The following is a 19,796-nucleotide window of genomic DNA, read 5'->3' as shown; positions in this document are numbered from 1 at the left end:
GGAGATCCGCCATGCCCGCACGCCGTACCGCCGCCCGCATCGCCGCCGCCGGCCTCGCCCCGCTCGCCGTGGCCGCGTACGCCACCGCGCCCGCGGCCGCCCACGGCTCGATGACGGACCCGGTCAGCCGGGTGGCGGCGTGCTACGCGGAGGGGCCCGAGGCCCCGAAGTCGGCGGCCTGCAAGGCGGCGGTCGCGGCGAGCGGGGCGCAGGCGTTCTACGACTGGAACGCGGTGAACATCGCCAACGCGGCCGGGCAGAGCAAGGCCCTGATCCCGGACGGGAAGCTGTGCTCCGCGGGCAACGACAAGTACCGGGGCCTGGATCTGGCGCGCGCCGACTGGCCGGCGAGCCCGATGGCCGCGGGCCCGCACACCTTCCGTTACAAGGGGACCGCCCCGCACAAGGGCTCATTCGAGCTGTACGTCACCAAGGACGGCTACGACCCGTCGAAGCCGCTGAAGTGGTCCGACCTGGAGCCGGCGCCCTTCGTGAAGGTCTCCGACCCGGGGATGCAGAACGGCGACTACGTCTTCTCCGGCACCGTCCCGAACAAGAGCGGCCGGCACCTGATCTACAGCATCTGGCAGCGCTCGGACAGCCCGGAGGCCTTCTACACCTGCTCGGACGTGGTCTTCGGCAAGGACAACGGCGGGAGCGGCGCGGGCACCGGCACGGGCACCGGCACGGGCACCGGCGGTGCCACGGGCGGTACGGGCACCAAGCCGGGCGCGAAGCCCGGTTCCACGCCTTCGCAGCAGCCCTCGCAGCAGCCTTCGCAGGAGCCCGCCGAACGGCCTTCGGCCCCCACCGACCAGCAGATCTCCGACGGCGCCGGCAAGTCCACGGTGGAGCACAACGGGCACGGGGACAACGACCCGAAGACGAACGGCGACGCGACCCCGTCCCCGATCCCCCCGAAGGTCGGGAGCGACCTCGCGGAGACGGGTGGCAGCAGCGCCACCCCGGTGATCGCGATCGCCGGGGCCGGCACCCTGGCCATCGGCGCGGCCGTGCTGTTCGGGCTGGCCCGCCGCCGTGCGACCCCGGGCCGCCACGGCCGCTGACGGCCGCTGCGGGCCGCTGCGGGCCGCTGCGGGCCGCTGACGAGGCTGACGAGGCTGACGAGGCTGACGAGGCTGACGAGGCTGACGAGGCTGACGGAGGCGGGATGCCCGCCTCCGTCAGCCGTCATTCGTCATTCGTCATTCGTCAGCCGTCACTCGAAGACCGAGGCGCAGGTGGTCCGTTCGGCGTGCGCCGGGTCGAGGGCGTTGGCCGCCTCGTGCCAGGCGATCCGGTCGGTGAGGCCGATGGCCACGTGCTCCGACAGGTCCAGTGCGCACAGGTCCTGGAGCAGCACGTTGTGGACGTTCGCCCCGGCGAGGAACTGGCTCCGGTAGGGGGTCACCACCTCGTCGTAGCGGGTGGCGATCACCGTGTAGGCGACGCCGGGGACGGTGTCCCCGCCCGCGTTCAGCTTGTTTTGGAAGGCCGATCCGGCGATCTGGTCGGCGAGCCCCGGGGTGGCGGTGCTGATCAGGTCCCCGGCCCCGGGGAAGTACGGGAGGAGCTGGGTCAGGCCGTCGAGGGTGGTCCCGTGGTTGTCGGGCGCGAGTCCGACCAGGGCGTTGACCTTGGCGGCGCCGCCGAGGAACTTCAGGTAGTAGCGCGGCATCATGCCGCCCTGGGAGTGGCCGACCACGTCGGCCTCGGGGGCGCCGGTGGAGGCGAGCACCTTGTCGACGAAGACGTCGAGCTGCCCGGCGGACTTGTCGATGGGGCCGAGCCCGTTGAAGAAGGGGACGCCGGGCAGTTGCCCGTAGTCGAGGGAGTAGACGCAGTAGCCCCGGTGGACGAGGTACGGCGCGAAGCCCAGCCAGTTGTCGACGGAGTTCCCGAAGGTTCCGTGGACGAGGACCACGGGCCGGGGGTGGGCGGCGGACGGTTTGCAGGACCAGTTGTTCCAGCCGCTGCTCGGCGCCGGGGCGGCCTGGGCCGCGCCGGTGGGGGCGACGAGGGCGGCGGTGGTCAGGGTGAGGACGGCCAGCGGGCGGAGCAGTCGTCTCCAGGGCAGCATCGTGTGATCTCCTTGCGGCTCAAGGGGAGTAACGAGGGATGGCGCGGGAAGTTCGTGGGGGTTCATCCCGTGATCCGGATCACAAGGGGTGCTTGCTGCAGCCGTTAAATTACGGGCGAGTAGCAAGACTGGGAAGTTACGCGTCGGTAAAAGATGGGCCGGGTTCCGGGGCGATCACCCGGAACGGCGTCATCCGTTCGGCCCACCCCTGCTGCGCGCCGCCCCCGGTACGCCGAGCGTGTGAGACATGACCCAGCCCACGAACACAGACTCAGGGCAGTCCGGCGGGTTCCTCGCCGAGATCAAGGACGCCGTGACCACCCGGGCCGCCCTGCTGGTCCTGGGCGTGCTCGCGCTCCAGCTCGCCTTCATCACCTCGTACGTCGGGGCCTTCCACCACCCCGAACCGAGCGAGATCCCGATCGCCGTCTCGGCGCCCGCCCGAGCGCTCTCCGAGCAGTCCGCGAAGAAGCTCGCCGCCCTGCCCGGCAAGCCCCTCGATCCCCGCGCGGTCGAGGACGAGGCGACGGCGCTGAAGCAGATCCGCAACCGGGACGTGGACGGCGCGCTGGTCATCGACCCGGCCGGCAAGACCGACAGGCTGCTGGTCGCGAGCGGCGGCGGGGCCTCCCTGTCGCAGGCGCTCGCAGAGGTCGTCGGACTCGTCGAGACCGCCCAGGAGCGCACCGTCCGGGTGGTCGACGTGGCGCCGACGGCCAAGGGCGACGCCCGCGGCCTGAGCTCCTTCTACCTGGTGGTCGGCTGGTGCGTGGGCGGCTACCTGTGCGCCGCGATCCTCGCGATCAGCGCCGGCGCCAGGCCCGCGAACATCCACCGCGCCGTCATCCGGCTCGGCGCGCTGCTGGTGTACTCCATCGCGGCCGGTCTGCTCGGGGCGGTCATCGCGGGTCCGGTCCTGGGCGCGCTGCCCGGCAGCATCATGGGCCTGTGGGGGCTCGGCACCCTCGTCGTCTTCGCGGTCGGCGCGATCACCCTGGCCTTCCAGGGCCTGGCGGGCGTGGTCGGCATCGGTCTGGCGATCCTGCTGGTGGTGGTGTTCGGCAATCCGAGCGCCGGCGGCGCCTACCCGTACCCGCTGCTGCCGCCGTTCTGGAAGGCCATCGGCCCGGCCCTGCCGCCGGGCGCGGGCACGTACGCCGCGCGCTCGATCGCGTACTTCAAGGGCAATGGCGTCACCGGTCCGCTGCTGGTCCTGAGCGGCTGGGCGGTGCTCGGCTCGGCCGTCACCCTGGCCTGCGCGGTGTTCCGCAGGGGCAAGTCCGGGGCGGCCGTGGGCAGCGGGCTCCCCGACGGACCGGACGACCCGGACCTCTCCGATTCGTCCGCGACGGCGGCCGGGCGGTGAACGGTCCGATCCACCGCAACCGCCAGGGACCGGCCGAACAGGCCGTCTCCGTCAAGCGGATGGAGCCCAGCGCCCAGGCCCAGCTGGGCGCGCTCGGGCTCACCGGCTTCATCGTCGTCACCACCCTCGCCACCGGCATCGACGCCGGGATCTTCCCGGAGAAGCTCAGCCACTCCGTGCTGCCGCTCGTCGGATTCTTCATCGGCGGGCTCGCCCAGCTGCTGGCCGGGCTCTTCCAGGCGCAGCGCGGCGACACCTGGCACGCCACGGTCTTCGCGGGCTTCGGGTTGTTCTGGATGGCGAAGGCCCTGCTGCTCCAGTGGGTGCTGCCGGCCACCGATCCCGCGCTGCGCGGGGACGTCAGCGGGCTGTTCGCGCTGCCGTGGGTGTTCGTGGTGTTCGTGCTGTGGATCGGCAGCTGGCGGATCCACCTGGTGCTGCTGTCGACGTTCACGTGCGTGCTGTTGGTCTTCATCGGCATGACGGTCAGCGGGTTCACCGGCTCGGTGGTCTGGAACCGGATCACCGGCTGGAGCGGCCTGCTGGCCGCGCTCGGAGCCACGTACCTGCTCGCCGGGCAGATCATGGCGAGCACCTGGGGCCGCCAAGTGCTCCCGATGGGCCGTTTCCTGGCTCCCGAGGAGCACCCGGAGACATGAGCGCACGTGATCCCGAGGCATGATTCCGGACGTGGTCCCGAGCGTGATCCCGAGGTGTGATCCCGAGGTGTGATTCCGAGGCGTGATTCCGAAGGCCTGATCCCGAAGGCGTGATTCCGAAGACATGATCACCACGCTGGCCGTCGAGAACTACCGCTCGCTGCGCAAGCTGATCGTCCCGCTCGGCCGGCTCACGGTGGTGACCGGGGCGAACGGCACGGGCAAGTCGAGCCTCTACCGGTCGCTGCGGCTGCTGGCCGATTCGGCGCGGGGCGGCGCCGTCGCGGCGCTGGCCCGGGAGGGCGGGCTGCCCTCCACGCTGTGGGCGGGCCCGGAGAAGACCGGGCGGGCCGTACGGGAGGGGCGGTACGCCGTCCAGCCGACGGTCCGCTCCGAACCGGTGAGCCTGCGGCTCGGCTTCGCCGGGGACGAGTTCGGGTACGCGGTGGACTTCGGCCATCCGCAGCCGGTCGCGGGTTCGCTCTTCGGCCTGGACCCCGAGATCAAACGCGAGTGCACCTGGGCCGGTCCCGTCCTGCGTCCGGCCGCCCTGCTCTCGGACCGCGCGGGCCCCGCCGTGCGGACCCGGACGGCGGACGGCGGCTGGCACCGCACGCAGGGCGCCCTGCGCCCGTACGACTCCATGCTCAGCGAACTCGCGGACCCGCAGCTGGCTCCGGACCTGCTCGCCCTGCGCGAGCTGATCCGCTCCTGGCGGTTCTACGACCACGTCCGCACGGACGCCGACGCGCCGGCCCGCAGCCCGCGCGTGGGAACCCGTACGCCGGTGCTCGCCGCGGACGGCTCCGACCTGCCGGCCGCGCTCCAGACGATCCGGGAGACCGGCGACGACGCCGCCCTGGACGCGGCCGTCGAGGCGGCCTTCCCGGGCAGCCGCGTGGCCGTCGCGGAGCGGGACGGCCGGTTCGAGCTGGAGCTCCACCAGCACGGGCTGCTGCGCCCGCTGGGCGCGGCGGAACTCTCCGACGGGACACTGCGTTACCTGCTGTGGACGGCTGCCCTGCTGACCCCGCGCCCGCCTGCCCTGATGGTGCTCAACGAGCCGGAGACCAGCCTGCATCCGGATCTGCTGGAGCCCCTCGCCGATCTGATCCTGACCGTGGGCCGCAGCACCCAGACGGTGGTCGTCACGCACGCCGCTCCCCTGGCGGACGCCCTCGCGGCGGGCACCCGCCGCCACCGGGTGGACCTCCGGACGATCACCCTGGTCAAGGACTTCGGCCAGACCGAGGTCGCCGGGCGCGAAGGTCCCCTGGACGAACCCCTCTGGTACTGGCCCAAGCGCTAGACCGGGACGGACAGGACGGACAGGACGGACAGGACGGACGGGACTGGCAGACGCCGACGCGGACGGGCAGCGACGACCCCGCCCTGAGACGGGGTCGCTGGAGTGAGCGCCTTGCTGTGGTCGTGCCGGCGTCCTCAGGCGGTCCGCGTGGCAGGAGCGGGCCGGGCGACGGCGCAGCACGCGAGGCCGATCAGGAGCATTGCGACGGGGAAGACGAGGGCTGCCTGGGTGGCGCTGGTCGGGGTGCTTCCGAGGTGGGCCTGGAGGAGTGCGCCGGTGGCCGCGCTGCCGAGGGCTCCGCCGAGCTGTCGGGTGGTGTTGAAGACCCCTGACGCCGCGCCGACCAGGGAGGGCTCCAGGCCGCGGGTCGCGATGCCGGCGAGCGGCGCGGAGACCATACCGATCCCGACGCCGGTGACGAGCAGCGGGGGCGTCAGTGTCCACAGTCCGATGCCCGGGTGCAGCAGCAGGGTCAGGGAGCCGACCCCGGCGATCAGGAGCAGAAAGCCGAGGGCCGCGAGCAGCCGCGGGCTGGTGGTGTCGGACCGCTTGCCGGCGAGGCGCGCGCACAGCGAGGACAGGGCGAACATGGGGACGGTGGCGGCGCCCGCGGCCGGCGCGCTGTAGCCGAGGTCGCTCTGCAGGTAGATCATCAGGGGCAGGAACATGCCGATCATGGCGGCCCCCATGGCCCCGCCGGCCGTGGCGGCCGCCGAGAAGGCGCGGTTGCGCAGGAGCCGCAGCGGCAGGAGCGGCTCGCGCGTGTTGCGGTGCTGCCACCACACGAACGCCGTCAGGCACACGGCGCCGAAGGCCAGCACCGAGGGGATCGTGACCGGCCCGGCCACGGTGCCCCAGTCGTAGGCCTCGCCGCTCTGTACGCCGAAGACCAGCGCGGTCAGCCCCAGCCCGCTGAGCACGATGCCCCACAGGTCGAGCCGGTGGTCCTTGGCCGGTCGCCAGTCGGGCAGCAGACGGCAGGCGGCGATCCACCCGGCGACGCCGACGGGCAGGTTGATCAGGAAGATGCCCCGCCAGCCGGTCCAGGCGACGAGCAGCCCGCCGACCACGGGCCCCGCAGCCATGGCCGCGCCGCCGACCGCACCGAACACGCCCAGCGCCCGGCCCCGCCGCTCGGCGGGGAACAGGTGCACGATGAGCGACATGATCTGCGGCGCGATCAGCGCCGCGGCCAGGCCCTGGACGGCCCGGGTGGCGATCAGCACCGGAGCGTCCGGAGCCAGCGCACAGGCCAGTGAGGCCAGGGTGAAACCGGCCAGACCGGCCAGGAAGAGCCGCTTGGGTCCGTACCGGTCGCCGAGCCGGCCCGCGAGGACCAGCGGGACGGCGTAGCAGAGCGCGTAGGCGCTGTTGACCCAGACGGCGTCGTTGAGCGAGGCCGCGAGGGACGTACGGATGTCGGGCAGGGCCACGTTCACGACCGTGGCGTCCAGGCAGATCATGAAGAAGCTGACGCACAGCGCGTACAGCGCCGACCGGGGGCTCGCGGACGGGCCGGAAGAAGAGGGGTTACGGAACAGGCGTTGCAATGTCGGTCGTGTCCTTCGAGTGCCCGCCCCGGCCGCGCGTGACGGCGCGGAGAACCGAAGCGGGGAACGGGAGCCCTTCGCGGGCCATGGCGTTCACACGCGCTTCGATCAGCACAGCGGGACTCCCGGGGAACTCGACGAAACCGGCTGCCTCGATCGGCACCTCTCCGATCATCGCTGTCGGCACTCGCCTGCGGCATCCCCCGGTCAGCCGATTCGCCGGGGGATGCCCGTGGGGTGTGCGGATCAGGCGGCCCGGTGGACCACTTCCCCCGCGACCACTACGACCTCCGCGACCGTGCCCGGGATCCGTTCCGGGGCCACCTTGAGGATGTCCCGGGACAGCACCACGAAGTCCGCCGCCTTGCCCACCGTCAGGGAACCCCGGTCCTCGTCGAGGAAGTTGGCGTAGGCCGAGCCCATCGTGTAGCCGTGGACCGCCGTCGCGGCGTCCACCGTCTCCTCCGCCTGCCAGGGGTCGCCGCCGACCAGCGGGCGCCGGGTCAGCGCCGTGTAGATGCCGATCATCGGGTCCATCTCGGCGACGTTCCAGTCGCTGGAGAAGGCCAGTACCGCCCCGGCCTCGGAGAGGCTCCGCATGGGCCACGCCTTGTGCCAGCGCTCCTCGCCCACGTTCTCCGCCCAGTCCTGCCCGGGGCCCGCGATCTCGGGCGCGCAGTGCCTGGGCTGCATGCAGGCCACCACGCCGAGCCGCTCGAAGCGCGGGACGTCCTCGGGGTCCAGGCACTCCACGTGCACCACCTGGTGGCGGGCGTCGCGCGGGCCGTTGACCGCCCGGGCGTGCTCGACGGCGTCGAGGACCGTACGGATGCCCCGGTCGCCCGTGGCGTGGACGAAGCACTGGAAGCCGCGTGCGTCCAGCCGCGCGAGGAGCTCCGCGAACTCCTCCGCCGGATAGAAGGTCTCGCCCCGGTGCGCCCCGCAGCCGGTGTACGGCTCGAGCAGCGCGGCCGTGCGCGGCTCCACCACGTCGTCGATGTAGAGCTTGAGGGGGCCGACCCGGAAGCGGTCCCCCGCGTGCACGCGGGCCGCCGCCTCGAAGAGGTCGAGGTCCTCCTCGGTGGTGCCGCGCGGGTGGAACAGCGCGGCGACGATCCGTGAGCGCAGCCGTCCCTCGGCGCGGGCCCGGTCGTACAGTTCCAGGTCGTCCAGGGAGTTCTGCGGCTCCACGACCGTGGTGATGCCGAAGCCGATCGCGTCGTCGAGGCTCTTGGCGAGGCGGCCGTACTGCCGGTCGGGCGAGGCCCACGGCACGCCCAGGTCGCGCAGGGCGCGGTGGCCGTCGCGGGAGAGGCCCTTGATCGCGAAGTCCTTGACGAAGCCGGTGGGTTCCCCGGTCCGCGGGTCGGTGGCGGCCGTGCCGAAGGGCAGGTCGGTACGGTCCTTCGCGACTCCGAGCCGGCGCATGGCCGCCGTGTTCAGCCAGGCCGTGTGCACGTCGTACGAGAGCACGATCGCCGGGGTGTCCCCGGTGACCGCGTCCAGGTCGGCGGCGGTGGGCATGCGCCCGCCGGGGATCGCGGAGTAGTCGAAGGCCTCGGCCTCGATCCACGCGGCGTCCGGGTTGGCTTCCTTCCATTCGCCGATCCGGTCGAGGATGGCGTCGAGGGTCCGCACCCCGGCGAGCTGCACGCACGCGTCGTCGGAGCCGAGCCGGACGTGGTTGTGGGCGTCGATGAAGCCCGGCAGCACGAGCCGGCCGCCCGCGTCGATCCGCTCGGTGTCCGGGCCCGCCCAGTCGGCGGCCTCCGCGTCCGGGCCGACCCAGACGATCCGCCCGTCGCGCACGGCGATGGCCTCGGCCTCGGGCAGCGCGGGGTCGACGGTGTGGACGCGGGCTCCGGTGAGGAGCAGATCGGCGGGGCTGGGGTGCGACATGGGGTGGTGCTCCTGTGCGGCAGAGGGGATGCGGGTAGGGGAAGGGGACTCAGGCGGCCGGGACGTACGCGGGCACCCGCCGGGCGAGCGCCCAGTACGTCACTGCGGAGACGACCGAGCCGAGCAGCGTGAGGTCGGCGCCGCCGAGCGGGGCCACGAGGGGCCCGGTCCACAGCTCGGAATCGCAGGTCAGGGCGGCGAAGCCGATACCGGCGAGCAGGGCCGCCATCCCGGCCGGGTGGTAGCCGGCGCGGTACCAGTACGCGCCCGCGCTCCCGGCGTGCAGCGCGTCGGAGTCGTAGCGGCAGCGGCGCAGCAGCATGTCGGCGAGGAAGACGCCGCCCCAGGGGGCGAACACGATGATCAGCAGCGAGAGGAAGGACAGCAGGGAGGTGGTGAAGTCGGTCAGGAAGAGCGCGCCGAGCGATCCGGCGGCGGTCACTGCGGCACTGATCACGATGGCCCGGGCCCGGCTCCACGGGATGCCGAGGACCTGGAGGTTCAGGCTGGAGGAGTAGAGCGTGATGATCGAGTTGGTGACGGAGCCGCCCAGTACGAGGGCCAGGAACAGCGGCTGGAACCAGCCGGGCACCAGGCTCTCGGCCCCGGCGACGGCATCGGTCATGTCGGTCTGCGTGGCGGCGGCGACGCCGGCGATCCCGAGGGCGACGGAGGAGACGAAGCCGCCGAGGGCGCCCATCCAGGTGATCGACTTCAGCGAGGTGGTGCGGGGCAGGTAGCGGGTGTAGTCGGCGGGCATCGGCAGGTACGAGAACGGCCCTGCCAGCATCACGACGAAGGCCAGGCTCCAGCCGGACAGGCCCGGGGCGACGGCGTCGGCCGGTGCGGTGGTCTCGGCGCCGGGCAGGACGAAGACCAGCAGCGCGCCGAAGCCGACGGCGAGGACGTAGGCCATCCAGCGCTCGGCGAACTGCACGGTGGCGTGGCCCCACATGGCGACGGCGAAGGTGAGCGCGAGGGTGACGGCGAGGGCCAGGGCCCGCATCGGGGTCCCTTCGCCCAGGCCGGTCTCCGCGAAGAAGACCTCCAGTGCCAGGGTGCCGACGACGGTGTTGACGATGGTGTAGCCGATGCTCACCACCCAGTTGAGGACGCCGGCCGGCCAGTTGCCGCGTACGCCGAAGGCGGCCCGGGAGATGACCAGGGTGGCGGTGCCGGTGCGGATGCCGCTGAGCCCGGCGGCGCTGACCGCGAAGAAGGACAGCCCGCTGATCACGACGACGGCGGTGGCCTGCCAGAAGGAGAGGCCGAAGGCGACGGCGAGGGCTCCGTTGATCACGTAGGTGAAGGTCAGGTTGGAGCCGAACCAGAGCCAGAACAGGTCCTTGGCCCCGCCGTGGCGCTCGGCGTCGGGAATGGGGTCGATGCCGTGCGTCTCGACTCTGAAGACCTCGTCGACGTCGGCCGTCGTCTCCTGGTGTGCCATGTGCCTGCCCCTGACCTTCGTACCCGGCGAACCGCGAGCGAGCTTGAACGCCGTTCTAAGTTCTTGAATGGCATTCAAGATGCGCTGCCGACCCGGAGCCCGTCAAGACCCTGTCCGGGATAAGGTCGGCCCACGAAGATCAGGAAGGCGGCACGGGTGGCAGGAGCAGCGGGGGCGGCCGGGGCGGCCAGGCGGCGCGACGGGCAGATCGCCCAGGAGCGGATGCTGGAGGAGGCCATGGCGGCGATCGCCGAGGACGGACTGGCGACGCTCACCATGTCCGCGCTCGCCGAACGGCTCGGCACCAGCGGCGGCCACATCCTGTACTACTTCGGCAGCAAGGACCGGCTGCTGCTGGCCGCACTGCGCTGGAGCGAGCAGCAACTGGCTGCCGAGCGCGCTGAGTTGCTCGGCCGCCGGGTCACCGCCCACCGCAAGCTCGCGCTCTTCCTGGACCTGTACCTGCCGCGCGGCCCCCGCGATCCGCGCTGGACCCTGTGGATCGAGCTGTGGGCCCGCATCCCCTCGAACGAGCCGCTGCGCGCCGCCCAGCAGGAGATCGACGACGGCTGGCAGCAGGACCTGGAGGCGCTGCTCGCCAAGGGCGTGGACCAGGGCCGCTTCGCCGCCGGCCTGGACGTCCCGGCCCGCGCCTCGGAGCTGCTCGCCCTGCTGGACGGGCTGAGCACCCGCGTGGTGCTGGGCCAGCGCGGCGCCGACCGGACCGCGTCACTGGAGCGCGCCCGTTCGGCGGCGGCCCTGCTGATCCCGCACACCTGACCGCCCCCGGAGCGGGCGCCCGGACACGCGGAAGCCCGCCCGGACACGCGGAAAGCCCGCCCGGACACGCGGAAAGCCTGCCCGGACACGCGGAAAGCCCGCCCGGGCCTTGGCGCCCCGGACGGGCTTTTCCGCTCCTTGGCGGAGCTTCTCGGGAAGAAGCGTTACTTCTTCTTGGTGGCCTTCTTGGCCGGCGCGCCCTCGGCGTTGCCGTAGTACGCCTGGAGCATCAGCTGCTTCAGGTCGTCGATCATCGGCATCCGCGGGTTGGCGGGGGCGCACTGGTCGGCGTAGGCGTTCATGGCCTGGGTGGGCAGGGCCTCGATGAAGGCCTGCTCGTCCACACCCTCCTCGGCGAAGGAGGCGGTGATCCCGCACTTGGCGCGCAGCTCCTCGACGGCCTTGGCGTAGGACTCGACGCCCTCGGCCGCGGTGGCGGCCGGCAGCCCCAGCATCTTCGCGATCTCCTGGAAGCGCTCCGGCGCCCGGTAGACCTCGGCCTTGGGCCACGGGGTGGCCTTGTGGGTGACCGTGCCGTTGTGACGGATCACGTGCGGCAGGAGCAGCGCGTTGGTGCGGCCGTGGGCGACGTGGAAGGTGTTGCCCAGGGTGTGCGCCATGGCGTGCACCATGCCCAGGAAGGCGTTGGCGAAGGCCATGCCCGCCACCGTGGAGGCGTTGTGCATCTTCTCGCGGGCCTCGGGGTCGTTCGGACCGTCGACCACGCAGCGCTGCAGGTTTTCGAAGATGAGCTTGATGGCCTGGAGGCACAGACCGTCGGTGTAGTCGTTCGAGTAGGCGGAGACGTAGGCCTCGGTGGCGTGCGTCAGGGCGTCGAAGCCGGAGTCGGCGGTCACCTTGGGCGGGAGGCCCATCGGCAGCATCGGGTCGACGATGGCCACGTTCGGGGTCAGCGCGTAGTCGGCGAGCGGGTACTTCTGGGCCGCGGCCGGGTCGGAGATGACGGCGAAGGGGGTGACTTCGGAGCCGGTGCCCGAGGTGGTCGGGATGGCGACCATCTTGGCCTTCTCGCCGAGCGAGGGGAACTTGTAGGCGCGCTTGCGGACGTCGAAGAACTTCTCCTTCGTGTCGCCGAACTCCACCTCCGGACGCTCGTACATCAGCCACATGATCTTCGCGGCGTCCATCGGCGAGCCGCCGCCGAGGCCGATGATCGTGTCGGGCTTGAAGTCGCGCATCATCGCGGCGCCGGCCTGGACGGTGGCGAGTTCCGGGTTGGGCTCGACGTTGTCGATGACCTGGATCGACACGGCGCCCTCGCGGGCCTGCAGGATGTCGACGACCTTCTGGACGAAGCCGATGGCGACCATGGTCTTGTCGGTGACGATCGAGACGCGGCTGATGCCGTCCATCTCACCGAGGTAGCGGATGGAGTTGCGCTCGAAGTAGATCTTCGGCGGGACCTTGAACCACTGCATGTTGGTGTTGCGCCGTCCGATCCGCTTGACGTTGATCAGGTTGACCGCGGTGACGTTGTTCGACACCGAGTTGTGCCCGTAAGAGCCGCAGCCGAGGGTGAGCGAGGGGAGGAAGGCGTTGTAGACGTCGCCGATCCCGCCGAAGGTGGAGGGCGAGTTGGCGATGACGCGGATCGCCTTGACCTTCCTGCCGAACTCCTCGACGAGCTCCTCGTCCTCGGCGTGGATGGCGGCGCTGTGGCCCAGGCCGTGGAATTCGACCATCGCGGCGGCCAGTTCGAGGCCGTGCTCGGTGTCGGAGGCCTTCAGGGCGGCCAGGATCGGGGAGAGCTTCTCGCGGGTCAGCGGCTCGTTCTCGCCGACCTCGTTGCACTCCGCGAGGAGGATCGAGGCGTCGGCGGGCACGGTGAAGCCGGCCTGCTCGGCGATCCACTGCGGGGACTTGCCGACGACCGCCGGGTTCAGCTTGGCGCCGGAGGTGTCGGCCGCGTAGGCGGTGGTGCCGAAGACGAACTGCTCCAGCTTGGTCTTCTCGGCGGCGGAGACCACGTGGGCACCGAGCCGCTTGAACTCGGCGAGGCCCTTCTCGTAGATCTCGGCGTCGAGGATGACGGCCTGCTCGGAGGCGCAGATCATGCCGTTGTCGAAGGCCTTGGAGAGCACGATGTCGTGGATCGCGCGGCCGAGCTTGGCGCTCTTGTGGACGTACGCCGGGACGTTGCCCGCGCCCACGCCCAGGGCCGGCTTGCCGCATGAGTAGGCGGCCTTGACCATGGCGTTTCCGCCGGTCGCGAGGATGGTGGAGACGCCCGGGTGGTTCATGAGGGCGCCGGTGGCCTCCATGGAGGGGGCGGTGACCCACTGGACGCAGTTCTCGGGGGCTCCGGCGGCGACGGCCGCGTCGCGGACGATGCGGGCGGCCTCGGCCGAGCAGTTCTGGGCGGAGGGGTGGAAGGCGAAGATGATCGGGTTGCGGGTCTTCAGCGCGATCAGCGCCTTGAAGATCGTGGTGGAGGTCGGGTTGGTGACCGGGGTCATCGCGCAGACGACACCGACGGGCTCGGCGATCTCCGTGATGCCGTTCAGCTCGTCGCGGCGGATGACGCCCGCGGTCTTCAGTCCGCGCATCGAGTTCACGACGTGCTCGCAGGCGAAGAGGTTCTTGACCGCCTTGTCCTCGAACAGTCCGCGGCCGGTCTCCCCGACGGCGAGCTGGGCGAGCTCACCGTGCTGGCTCAGCGCGGCCAGCGAGGCCTTCTTGACGATGTGGTCGACCTGCTCCTGGTTGAACGACGAGAACTGGTCGAGCGCGGTGAGCGCTCCCTGGACCAGTCCATCCACCATCTCGTTCGCCTGCATGGCAGGAACTCCTTCATTTCGACTCAACCTGAACCGCTTTCCTGATGACTCAATTCGACACCCAAAAGCGGAAGCCACGGTGCCGAAAAAGCCCTTTCCCGCCGGGCCGAAGGACCGTTCACACCGGTTCACACCTCCAGCATCACCGGTCTGAACTGCACAAACACTCCGGGACCTAAGACCCCTGTGCGCTTGTGAAAACTTTCACAAGAATTTCGGACGAAGTGCGCCCTACCGCACTCCTCCCCCAGCGAGCACAATCACCGTGACGAGTCGCGTCGACCGTGAGGGAGGGAGCGCGTGCGCAGTCAGGTGCGCGTCGCGGACGGACGGAATCTGACGCTCGAGCGCTGGGGAGACCCGCACGGCAAACCCGTTTTCCTGCTCCACGGCACGCCCGGCAGCAGGCTGGGCCCCGCCCCGCGCGGCATGGTCCTCTACCAGCGCCGGATGCAGCTCATCGCCTACGACCGGCCCGGCTACGGAGGCTCCGACCGCCACCCGGGCCGCACCGTCGCCGACGTGGCCGCGGAGGTGGCCGCGATCGCCGATTCCCTGGGCCTGGACACCTTCGCCGTGGCCGGCCGCTCCGGCGGCGCCCCGGGCGCGCTGGCCTGCGCGGCCCTGCTCCCCGACCGGGTCACCCGGACCGCGGCCCTGGTCTCCCTGGCCCCCCGGGACGCCGAGAACCTGGACTGGTTCGAGGGCATGTCCCCGTCGAACATCCGGGAGCACTCCACCGCCGGCCGGGACCCCGAGGAGCTCGCCGCGCGGCTGATCCCGCGCGCCGCCGGCATCGCCCAGGACCCCGGCCGGCTCCTGGACGAGCTGCGCCGCGAGCTCACCGACAGCGACCGCATGATCGTCGCGGACGCGGGCCTGCGGGCCATGCTGCTGCGCAACTACCGCGAGGGGGTCCGCACCTCCGCCTACGGCTGGATCGACGACGCCATCGCCTTCAGCAGCCCCTGGGGCTTCGACCCGGCGGACATCCGCTGTCCGGTGCTGATCTGGCACGGGGAACTCGACGTGTTCTCGCCCGTGGGCCACTCCCGCTGGCTTGCGAGCCGCATCCCGGGAGCCACCACGAACATCGACCCCGCCGCCGCGCACTTCGCGGCGCTGCGCGCCCTGCCCGACGTACTGACGTGGCTGCTCAGGGAGGTGCCGGCGCCTCCCGTCAACGAGCAGCAGCCGGCTTAGGCCGTCCCTTTCGGATCTTGCCGGGCCCGCGGTGTCCGGCACCGCGCCTGGGCGCGCTGCCGGGGCGACCGGGTACGTCCAGTGCCCGGACGCCCCGGCAGCACGCCCGCGCAGGGCACCAGACGCCCCGGCTCGACCGGCAAGATCCGGAGCGGCGGCCCTGCGGCGGCGCGGAGGTCCCGCACCGCCCGTGCCGCCCGGCACCGCCCCACCGCCCGCACCGCCCGCACCGCCTACACCGCCTACACCGCCCAGGCCGCCCAGGCCGCCCGGCACCGCCGGTGGGCCCGCCGCCGCATGATGAACCCGCACCGAACCGGCCTCCCCTCACCAGGAATTGACCCTCGCGGTCGCCAACTCGGCGGCGCCCCATCCCGCATGCACTTTCGCGGGCTGCGCCGAACACCGGGCGGTAGAGTTCGGCTCGACGGCAACGCATCGCGCCACCACCCCACCATCGACGGAGTCCGGCGACTCCAACTCCGCACGCTGACCCTGAAGTACGCCCTCCGGACGGGCACCACGGCCGATCCGACCGGACACCCGATCACCACCGGGTCCGCGAACACGCGGACCGGATCCGGCAGGGCCGGCCGAGAACGATCTCGCCGAGCGCGCCCCCGGCCACCCCCGGCCCCGTACCCGAGCACCACGCCAGCCTGCTCCGCCATGACCGCAGAACAGTCGTCTCTCCCGATCGGGGTCGACCGTCCCCGGTGAGGAGCGATGAACGTGGACACCAAAGCGGATCCCGGCGTGGACACCCACGCGGACACCGGCAAGAGCACCAATGCGAGCACCGACACGGAGGCCCAAGGGGATGGCGGACCGCCCCTGAAGCGCAAGGACAGGAGGAAGCGGAACCGCAGGATCGCCGTCCGGGCATTCGGCTGGCTGACGCTCCAGGCCCTCGGGGGCCTGATCCGCCGCTGGATCGAAGCCGCGTAGGGGATTCAGGGCAGGCAGGGAATCCAGGCCGTCTCTTTCGGATCTCACCGGCCCCGGAACCTGCCGCGGCGTCAGCTCCGTCGTCACCGCCGGTCCGGGGTGACGACCGGCGGCCGCGGCAGGCCCCTCGAATAGAAAGGATCTTGCCGTAAGGCAAACGGCCGAATACGGGATCCGGGCGAATTCGATCATGTTTACCACCGACCCCCGATCGGCCCTGCACAGGACCTCACTCTGTAGCAACCACCTGGGCAGTTCGGCACGCCGAAGGGCACCCGGGCAGGTAAAGTCCGCGCCAGACACTGGCTTCTCGCCAATGTCAACCCTGCCCATTCCCCATGACCTCCCCGAGGACGGCGTCATGAACACCTCCGCAACCCCCCCGACCAGCACCGTCAAGGCCCGCCGCGTCCCGCTCGACCGGATCGATGTGCGCGGCGCGCGCGCGAGCGCGACCCTGGGCCGCGTCCTGCAGACGGAATCCGGTCGAAAGGTTCAGACGCCGATCTTCAACTCCGCACTCTGACCCTGAAGTCCGCGCTCTAGACTGGTGGAATGACCGGCCTGATCGCTTTTCGCGAGATCGTCCTGAAAGTTCACAGCAGATGCGATCTTGCTTGTGATCATTGCTATGTCTACGAACACGCAGATCAGAGCTGGCGTGGCCGGCCGAAAGTGATCTCCCCCGAGGTCATTTCACAGACCGCGTCGCGGCTCGCCGAACACGCAAGGGCACACGCACTCCCCTCCGTCACGGTCATCCTTCACGGAGGGGAACCGCTTCTCGCGGGGACCCCCCGGCTCCGCCTCGTGTGCGAGGAATTCACCCGCGCCCTCGACGGGATCGCCGCCCTCGACCTGCGCATCCACACCAACGGGCTCCAGCTCGGCACCCGCACCCTCGACCTCTTCGTCGAGTACGGCCTCAAGGTGAGCGTCTCCCTCGACGGGGACCGCGCGGCCAACGACCGCCACCGCCGTTTCGCCGACGGACGCACCAGCCACCCCCTGGTCCTGGCCGCCGTGGACCTGCTGCGCACCGAGCCCTACCGCCACCTCTACCAGGGCCTGCTCTGCACCGTCGACGTGGCCAACGATCCCGTCGCCGTCCTCGACGCCCTCGTCGAACTGGAACCCCCGCGGGTGGACTTCCTCCTCCCCCACGCGACCTGGCAGACGCCCCCGGTCCGGCCCGACGAGGCGCCCGACACCTACGCGCGCTGGCTGCTGCGGGTCTTCGACCACTGGGAGCGCCGCGGCCGCCCGGTCCCCGTACGGCTCTTCGACTCGCTGTTCTCCACCCTGGGCGGCGGGCCCAGCCTCACCGAGGCCCTGGGCCTGGCGCCCACCGATCTCGTGGTGGTGGAGACCGACGGGACCCTCGAACAGGTCGACTCCCTCAAGAGCGCCTTCGAGGGAGCCGCCGCCACCGGGTTCAACGTCTTCGACCACGCCTTCGACCAGGTCGCGGCCCATCCAGGGGTCCGCGCCCGGCAGCTGGGCCTGGCGGGCGTCAGCGACACGTGCCGCCGGTGCCCCGTCGTACGTTCGTGCGGCGGCGGGCTCTACACGCACCGCTACAAGGCCGATCCGGCCGACCCGGCCGGCGCCGGGGACTTCGACAACCCCTCCGTCTACTGCACCGATCTGCGCGAGCTCGTCGACGGCGTCGAGGGCCGTACGGGCGCCCGCGCGAGCGCCCCGGAGCTGTCCGATCCGGCCGAACTCACCGGCTCCCAGGAGCAGCTGACCCGGGACATGCTCGCCCTCCTGAACGACGGCCGGACGGGTGATTCCGAATGGCGGCGGGCCTGGCAGCTGCTGGGTGACGTGGAGCGGTCCGGGGACGCGGGCGCGGACGCACTGGACGCCGTCCTGTCCCACCCCTTCACCCGCACCTGGATCAGGGCCTCGCTCGACGCCGGGCGGACGGGCCCCGGCGACGCCCCGGAGGCGACCCGCAGGCTGACGGCACTGGCTGCCGCCGCCGTCCTGCGCGGCGGGCTCGACCTGCCCGCCGAGGTGGTCTACCGGGACGGCGAGGTGTACCTGCCGACGCTCGGCCTGCTGCGCCTGGGCGAGCCCGGCACCGACGGGCGGGCCGCGCTGCACGCCACCGGCGAGGGGTACGCCGTACGGGAGGAGGGCCGCCCCGAGCACCGCTTCGGCCCCGCCGCGGGCGACGCGCGCTGGCAGCCCGTACGCACCTGGTCGCCGGGGCCCGACGAGGCCCCGGTGGCGCTGGAGGACCTGGACCCGCACCGCAACTGCTTCGCCCGCCCGCCCCGGCTGCGGCTCGGCGCCGGGGAGGCCGAGGAGTGGCGGGAGCGGCTGGACGCGGCGTGGGCGCTGCTGCACGCCTCGGTGCCGGAGTTCGCGCGGGCGGCGGCCGTCGGGCTGACCACGCTGACCCCGCTCGCGGGCGGTCCGCGGACCGCCGGCTGGGGCGAGGCCGGGCGGCACGGTCCGGGCGCGCTCGGAGTGCCGTACGCGGCCGGGGTTTCGGAGACGGCGCTCGCGCTGCTGACCGGGCGGCGGCGGGCCCGGCTGCAGGCGCTGACCGAGGTGGCCGACCTGTACGCGCTCGACGGCGAGTGGCAGCACCCCTCGCCGTGGCGGGAGCGCCCTGTGCCGGTGTCCCGGCTGCTGGCCGACGTGCACGAGCGGGTGGCCGTGGAGGCCTACCGGCGGGCGACCGCCGCGGCGGAGCCGGGCGGGACGGACCGCATCAACCGGGCGCTGGACCGGCTGTCGGAGGCGGCGGAGCTGACGAGCACCGGCAAGCGGCTGGTGGAGCAGCTGCGCTGGGAACTGAAGGCGGTCGACGCATGACCCGCGCGCCCGGCCCCGGCCCGGGCGGCGCACTCCACGACCCAGCCGGCCCGCTCCACGACCCAGCCGGCCCGCTCCCGGACCCCGCCGGCCCGCTCCCCGGCCCCGCCGGCCCGCTCCCCGGCCCCGCCGGCCCGCTCCACAGCCTCGGCGTCCGACCCGGCATGCGCCTCCTGGTCCATGCCGCGCTCGGCGGCACCGGCCTGCGCGCCGAGGCCCTGCGCGACGCCCTCCTCGGGGCCCTCGGCCCGCACGGCACCCTGGCGGTCCCGGCCTTCACCCCGGAGAACTCCAAGACCTCCAGCGCGCACCTGGCCCGGACCGCGGGCCTCTCGGAGGAGGAGGTACGGGCCTTCCGCGAACGGATGCCCGCCTTCGACGCGGCCCGCACCCCGAGCCACGGCATGGGCGTCCTGGCCGAGGCGGTGCGCACCGCCCCGGGCGCGGCCCGCAGCGCGCATCCGCAGACCTCCTTCGCGGCCATCGGGGAAGGCGCCCGGGAACTCTGCGCGGAACACCCGCTGACCAGCCATTTGGGTGAGGAATCACCTCTGGGAAGGATGTGCGGGAAGGGGTGGAAGGTACTCATGATCAATGTGGGATTTTCCGTCTGCACCGCTTTCCACCTCGCGGAGTATCGAATTCCGAAGCCCCCCTTGCGCATGTACGAGTGTGTGGTGAAGGTGAACCTTCCGGGGCTTCCGGGGGGGCAGCCCGGAAAGCCGAAGGGGGAAGGGTGGACCGCGTACGAGGACATCGCGCTGGATGACAGCGATTTCGCCGAGATCGGCAGGGCGTTCCCGCAGGAGCGGGTACACCGGGGGCAGATCGGCGGAGCATCGACCATGCTCTTCGCCCTTCCGCATGCCGTCGATCACGCGCTTGAATGGATGACCGAAAACAGACGCTGATTGACTGAACGATG

Annotated in this window: 15 protein-coding genes; 10 read left to right on the top strand and 5 right to left on the bottom strand. The window is 71.9% G+C overall.

Annotated elements, in window-relative coordinates; translation table 11 throughout:
* Positions 1 to 11: 11 nt before the first annotated feature.
* On the top strand, positions 12 to 1,067 hold the full coding sequence (locus OG904_RS24890; protein WP_405494541.1) for a lytic polysaccharide monooxygenase: 1,056 nt from the start codon (positions 12 to 14) through the stop codon (positions 1,065 to 1,067).
* Between the two features lie 152 nt (positions 1,068 to 1,219).
* Here OG904_RS24890 and OG904_RS24885 read toward each other — a convergent pair whose 3' ends face one another.
* The gene (locus OG904_RS24885; protein ID WP_405494539.1) at positions 1,220 to 2,080 is read right to left on the bottom strand and encodes an esterase/lipase family protein; all 861 of its coding nucleotides are present in this window, start codon (positions 2,078 to 2,080) and stop codon (positions 1,220 to 1,222) included.
* A gap of 247 nt (positions 2,081 to 2,327) precedes the next feature.
* Here OG904_RS24885 and OG904_RS24880 point away from each other — a divergent pair, with 247 nt between their 5' ends.
* The 3 genes from OG904_RS24880 (at position 2,328) to OG904_RS24870 (ending at position 5,414) form a co-directional block, all read left to right on the top strand.
* The gene (locus tag OG904_RS24880) at positions 2,328 to 3,446 is read left to right on the top strand and encodes a DUF3533 domain-containing protein (protein ID WP_405494537.1); all 1,119 of its coding nucleotides are present in this window, start codon (positions 2,328 to 2,330) and stop codon (positions 3,444 to 3,446) included.
* Positions 3,443 to 4,105: an acetate uptake transporter gene (locus OG904_RS24875; RefSeq protein WP_405494535.1), complete on the top strand. Its 663-nt coding sequence runs from the start codon at positions 3,443 to 3,445 to the stop codon at positions 4,103 to 4,105. The genes OG904_RS24880 and OG904_RS24875 overlap by 4 nt, the downstream gene beginning before the upstream one ends.
* A 124-nt stretch (positions 4,106 to 4,229) precedes the next feature.
* Positions 4,230 to 5,414: an AAA family ATPase gene (locus OG904_RS24870; RefSeq protein WP_405494533.1), complete on the top strand. Its 1,185-nt coding sequence runs from the start codon at positions 4,230 to 4,232 to the stop codon at positions 5,412 to 5,414.
* A 134-nt stretch (positions 5,415 to 5,548) separates the two neighbouring features.
* Here the strand turns inward: OG904_RS24870 and OG904_RS24865 are convergent, their stop codons facing one another.
* The 3 genes from OG904_RS24865 to OG904_RS24855 all read right to left on the bottom strand — a co-directional run bounded on the left by OG904_RS24865 (position 5,549) and on the right by OG904_RS24855 (position 10,310).
* Positions 5,549 to 6,964, bottom strand: a complete 1,416-nt coding sequence (locus OG904_RS24865; protein WP_405494531.1) for an MFS transporter — start codon at positions 6,962 to 6,964, stop codon at positions 5,549 to 5,551.
* A 246-nt stretch (positions 6,965 to 7,210) separates the two neighbouring features.
* On the bottom strand, positions 7,211 to 8,863 hold the full coding sequence (locus OG904_RS24860) for an amidohydrolase (RefSeq protein WP_405494529.1): 1,653 nt from the start codon (positions 8,861 to 8,863) through the stop codon (positions 7,211 to 7,213).
* A 49-nt stretch (positions 8,864 to 8,912) separates the two neighbouring features.
* Positions 8,913 to 10,310 (bottom strand): purine-cytosine permease family protein, encoded by a 1,398-nt coding sequence (locus OG904_RS24855; protein WP_405494527.1) that lies wholly within the window; start codon positions 10,308 to 10,310, stop codon positions 8,913 to 8,915.
* A gap of 222 nt (positions 10,311 to 10,532) precedes the next feature.
* On the opposite strand from OG904_RS24855, the gene OG904_RS24850 reads away from it, so the two are divergent.
* On the top strand, positions 10,533 to 11,090 hold the full coding sequence (locus OG904_RS24850; RefSeq protein ID WP_405498244.1) for a TetR/AcrR family transcriptional regulator: 558 nt from the start codon (positions 10,533 to 10,535) through the stop codon (positions 11,088 to 11,090).
* A 164-nt stretch (positions 11,091 to 11,254) separates the two neighbouring features.
* Here the strand turns inward: OG904_RS24850 and adhE are convergent, their stop codons facing one another.
* Positions 11,255 to 13,888, bottom strand: coding sequence for a bifunctional acetaldehyde-CoA/alcohol dehydrogenase (adhE, locus tag OG904_RS24845; RefSeq protein WP_405494525.1), 2,634 nt, complete (start codon positions 13,886 to 13,888; stop codon positions 11,255 to 11,257).
* Positions 13,889 to 14,188: 300 nt separating this feature from the next.
* Here adhE and OG904_RS24840 point away from each other — a divergent pair, with 300 nt between their 5' ends.
* From OG904_RS24840 to OG904_RS24820, 5 genes are all read left to right on the top strand, one after another.
* Positions 14,189 to 15,091 (top strand): alpha/beta fold hydrolase, encoded by a 903-nt coding sequence (locus OG904_RS24840; protein WP_405494523.1) that lies wholly within the window; start codon positions 14,189 to 14,191, stop codon positions 15,089 to 15,091.
* A gap of 732 nt (positions 15,092 to 15,823) precedes the next feature.
* A complete protein-coding gene (locus OG904_RS24835; protein ID WP_405494521.1) occupies positions 15,824 to 16,039 on the top strand; it encodes a hypothetical protein in 216 nt (71 codons plus the stop codon).
* Positions 16,040 to 16,400: 361 nt separating this feature from the next.
* A complete protein-coding gene (gene fxsA / locus OG904_RS24830; protein ID WP_405494519.1) occupies positions 16,401 to 16,565 on the top strand; it encodes an FxSxx-COOH cyclophane-containing RiPP peptide in 165 nt (54 codons plus the stop codon).
* Positions 16,566 to 16,594: 29 nt separating this feature from the next.
* Positions 16,595 to 18,871, top strand: coding sequence for a radical SAM/SPASM protein FxsBH, inactivated beta-hydroxylase extension form (gene fxsBH / locus OG904_RS24825; RefSeq protein WP_405494517.1), 2,277 nt, complete (start codon positions 16,595 to 16,597; stop codon positions 18,869 to 18,871).
* Positions 18,868 to 19,782, top strand: coding sequence for an aminoglycoside N(3)-acetyltransferase (locus OG904_RS24820; RefSeq protein ID WP_405494515.1), 915 nt, complete (start codon positions 18,868 to 18,870; stop codon positions 19,780 to 19,782). The genes fxsBH and OG904_RS24820 overlap by 4 nt, the downstream gene beginning before the upstream one ends.
* The last annotated feature ends 14 nt before the right edge of the window (positions 19,783 to 19,796 follow it).

Source organism: Streptomyces sp. NBC_00096 (assembly GCF_045041305.1).
Classification (GTDB): Bacteria; Actinomycetota; Actinomycetes; order Streptomycetales; family Streptomycetaceae; genus Streptomyces.
Note: the sequence above shows the minus strand (reverse complement) of the source record. Positions and strands in the feature narration are given on the sequence as shown.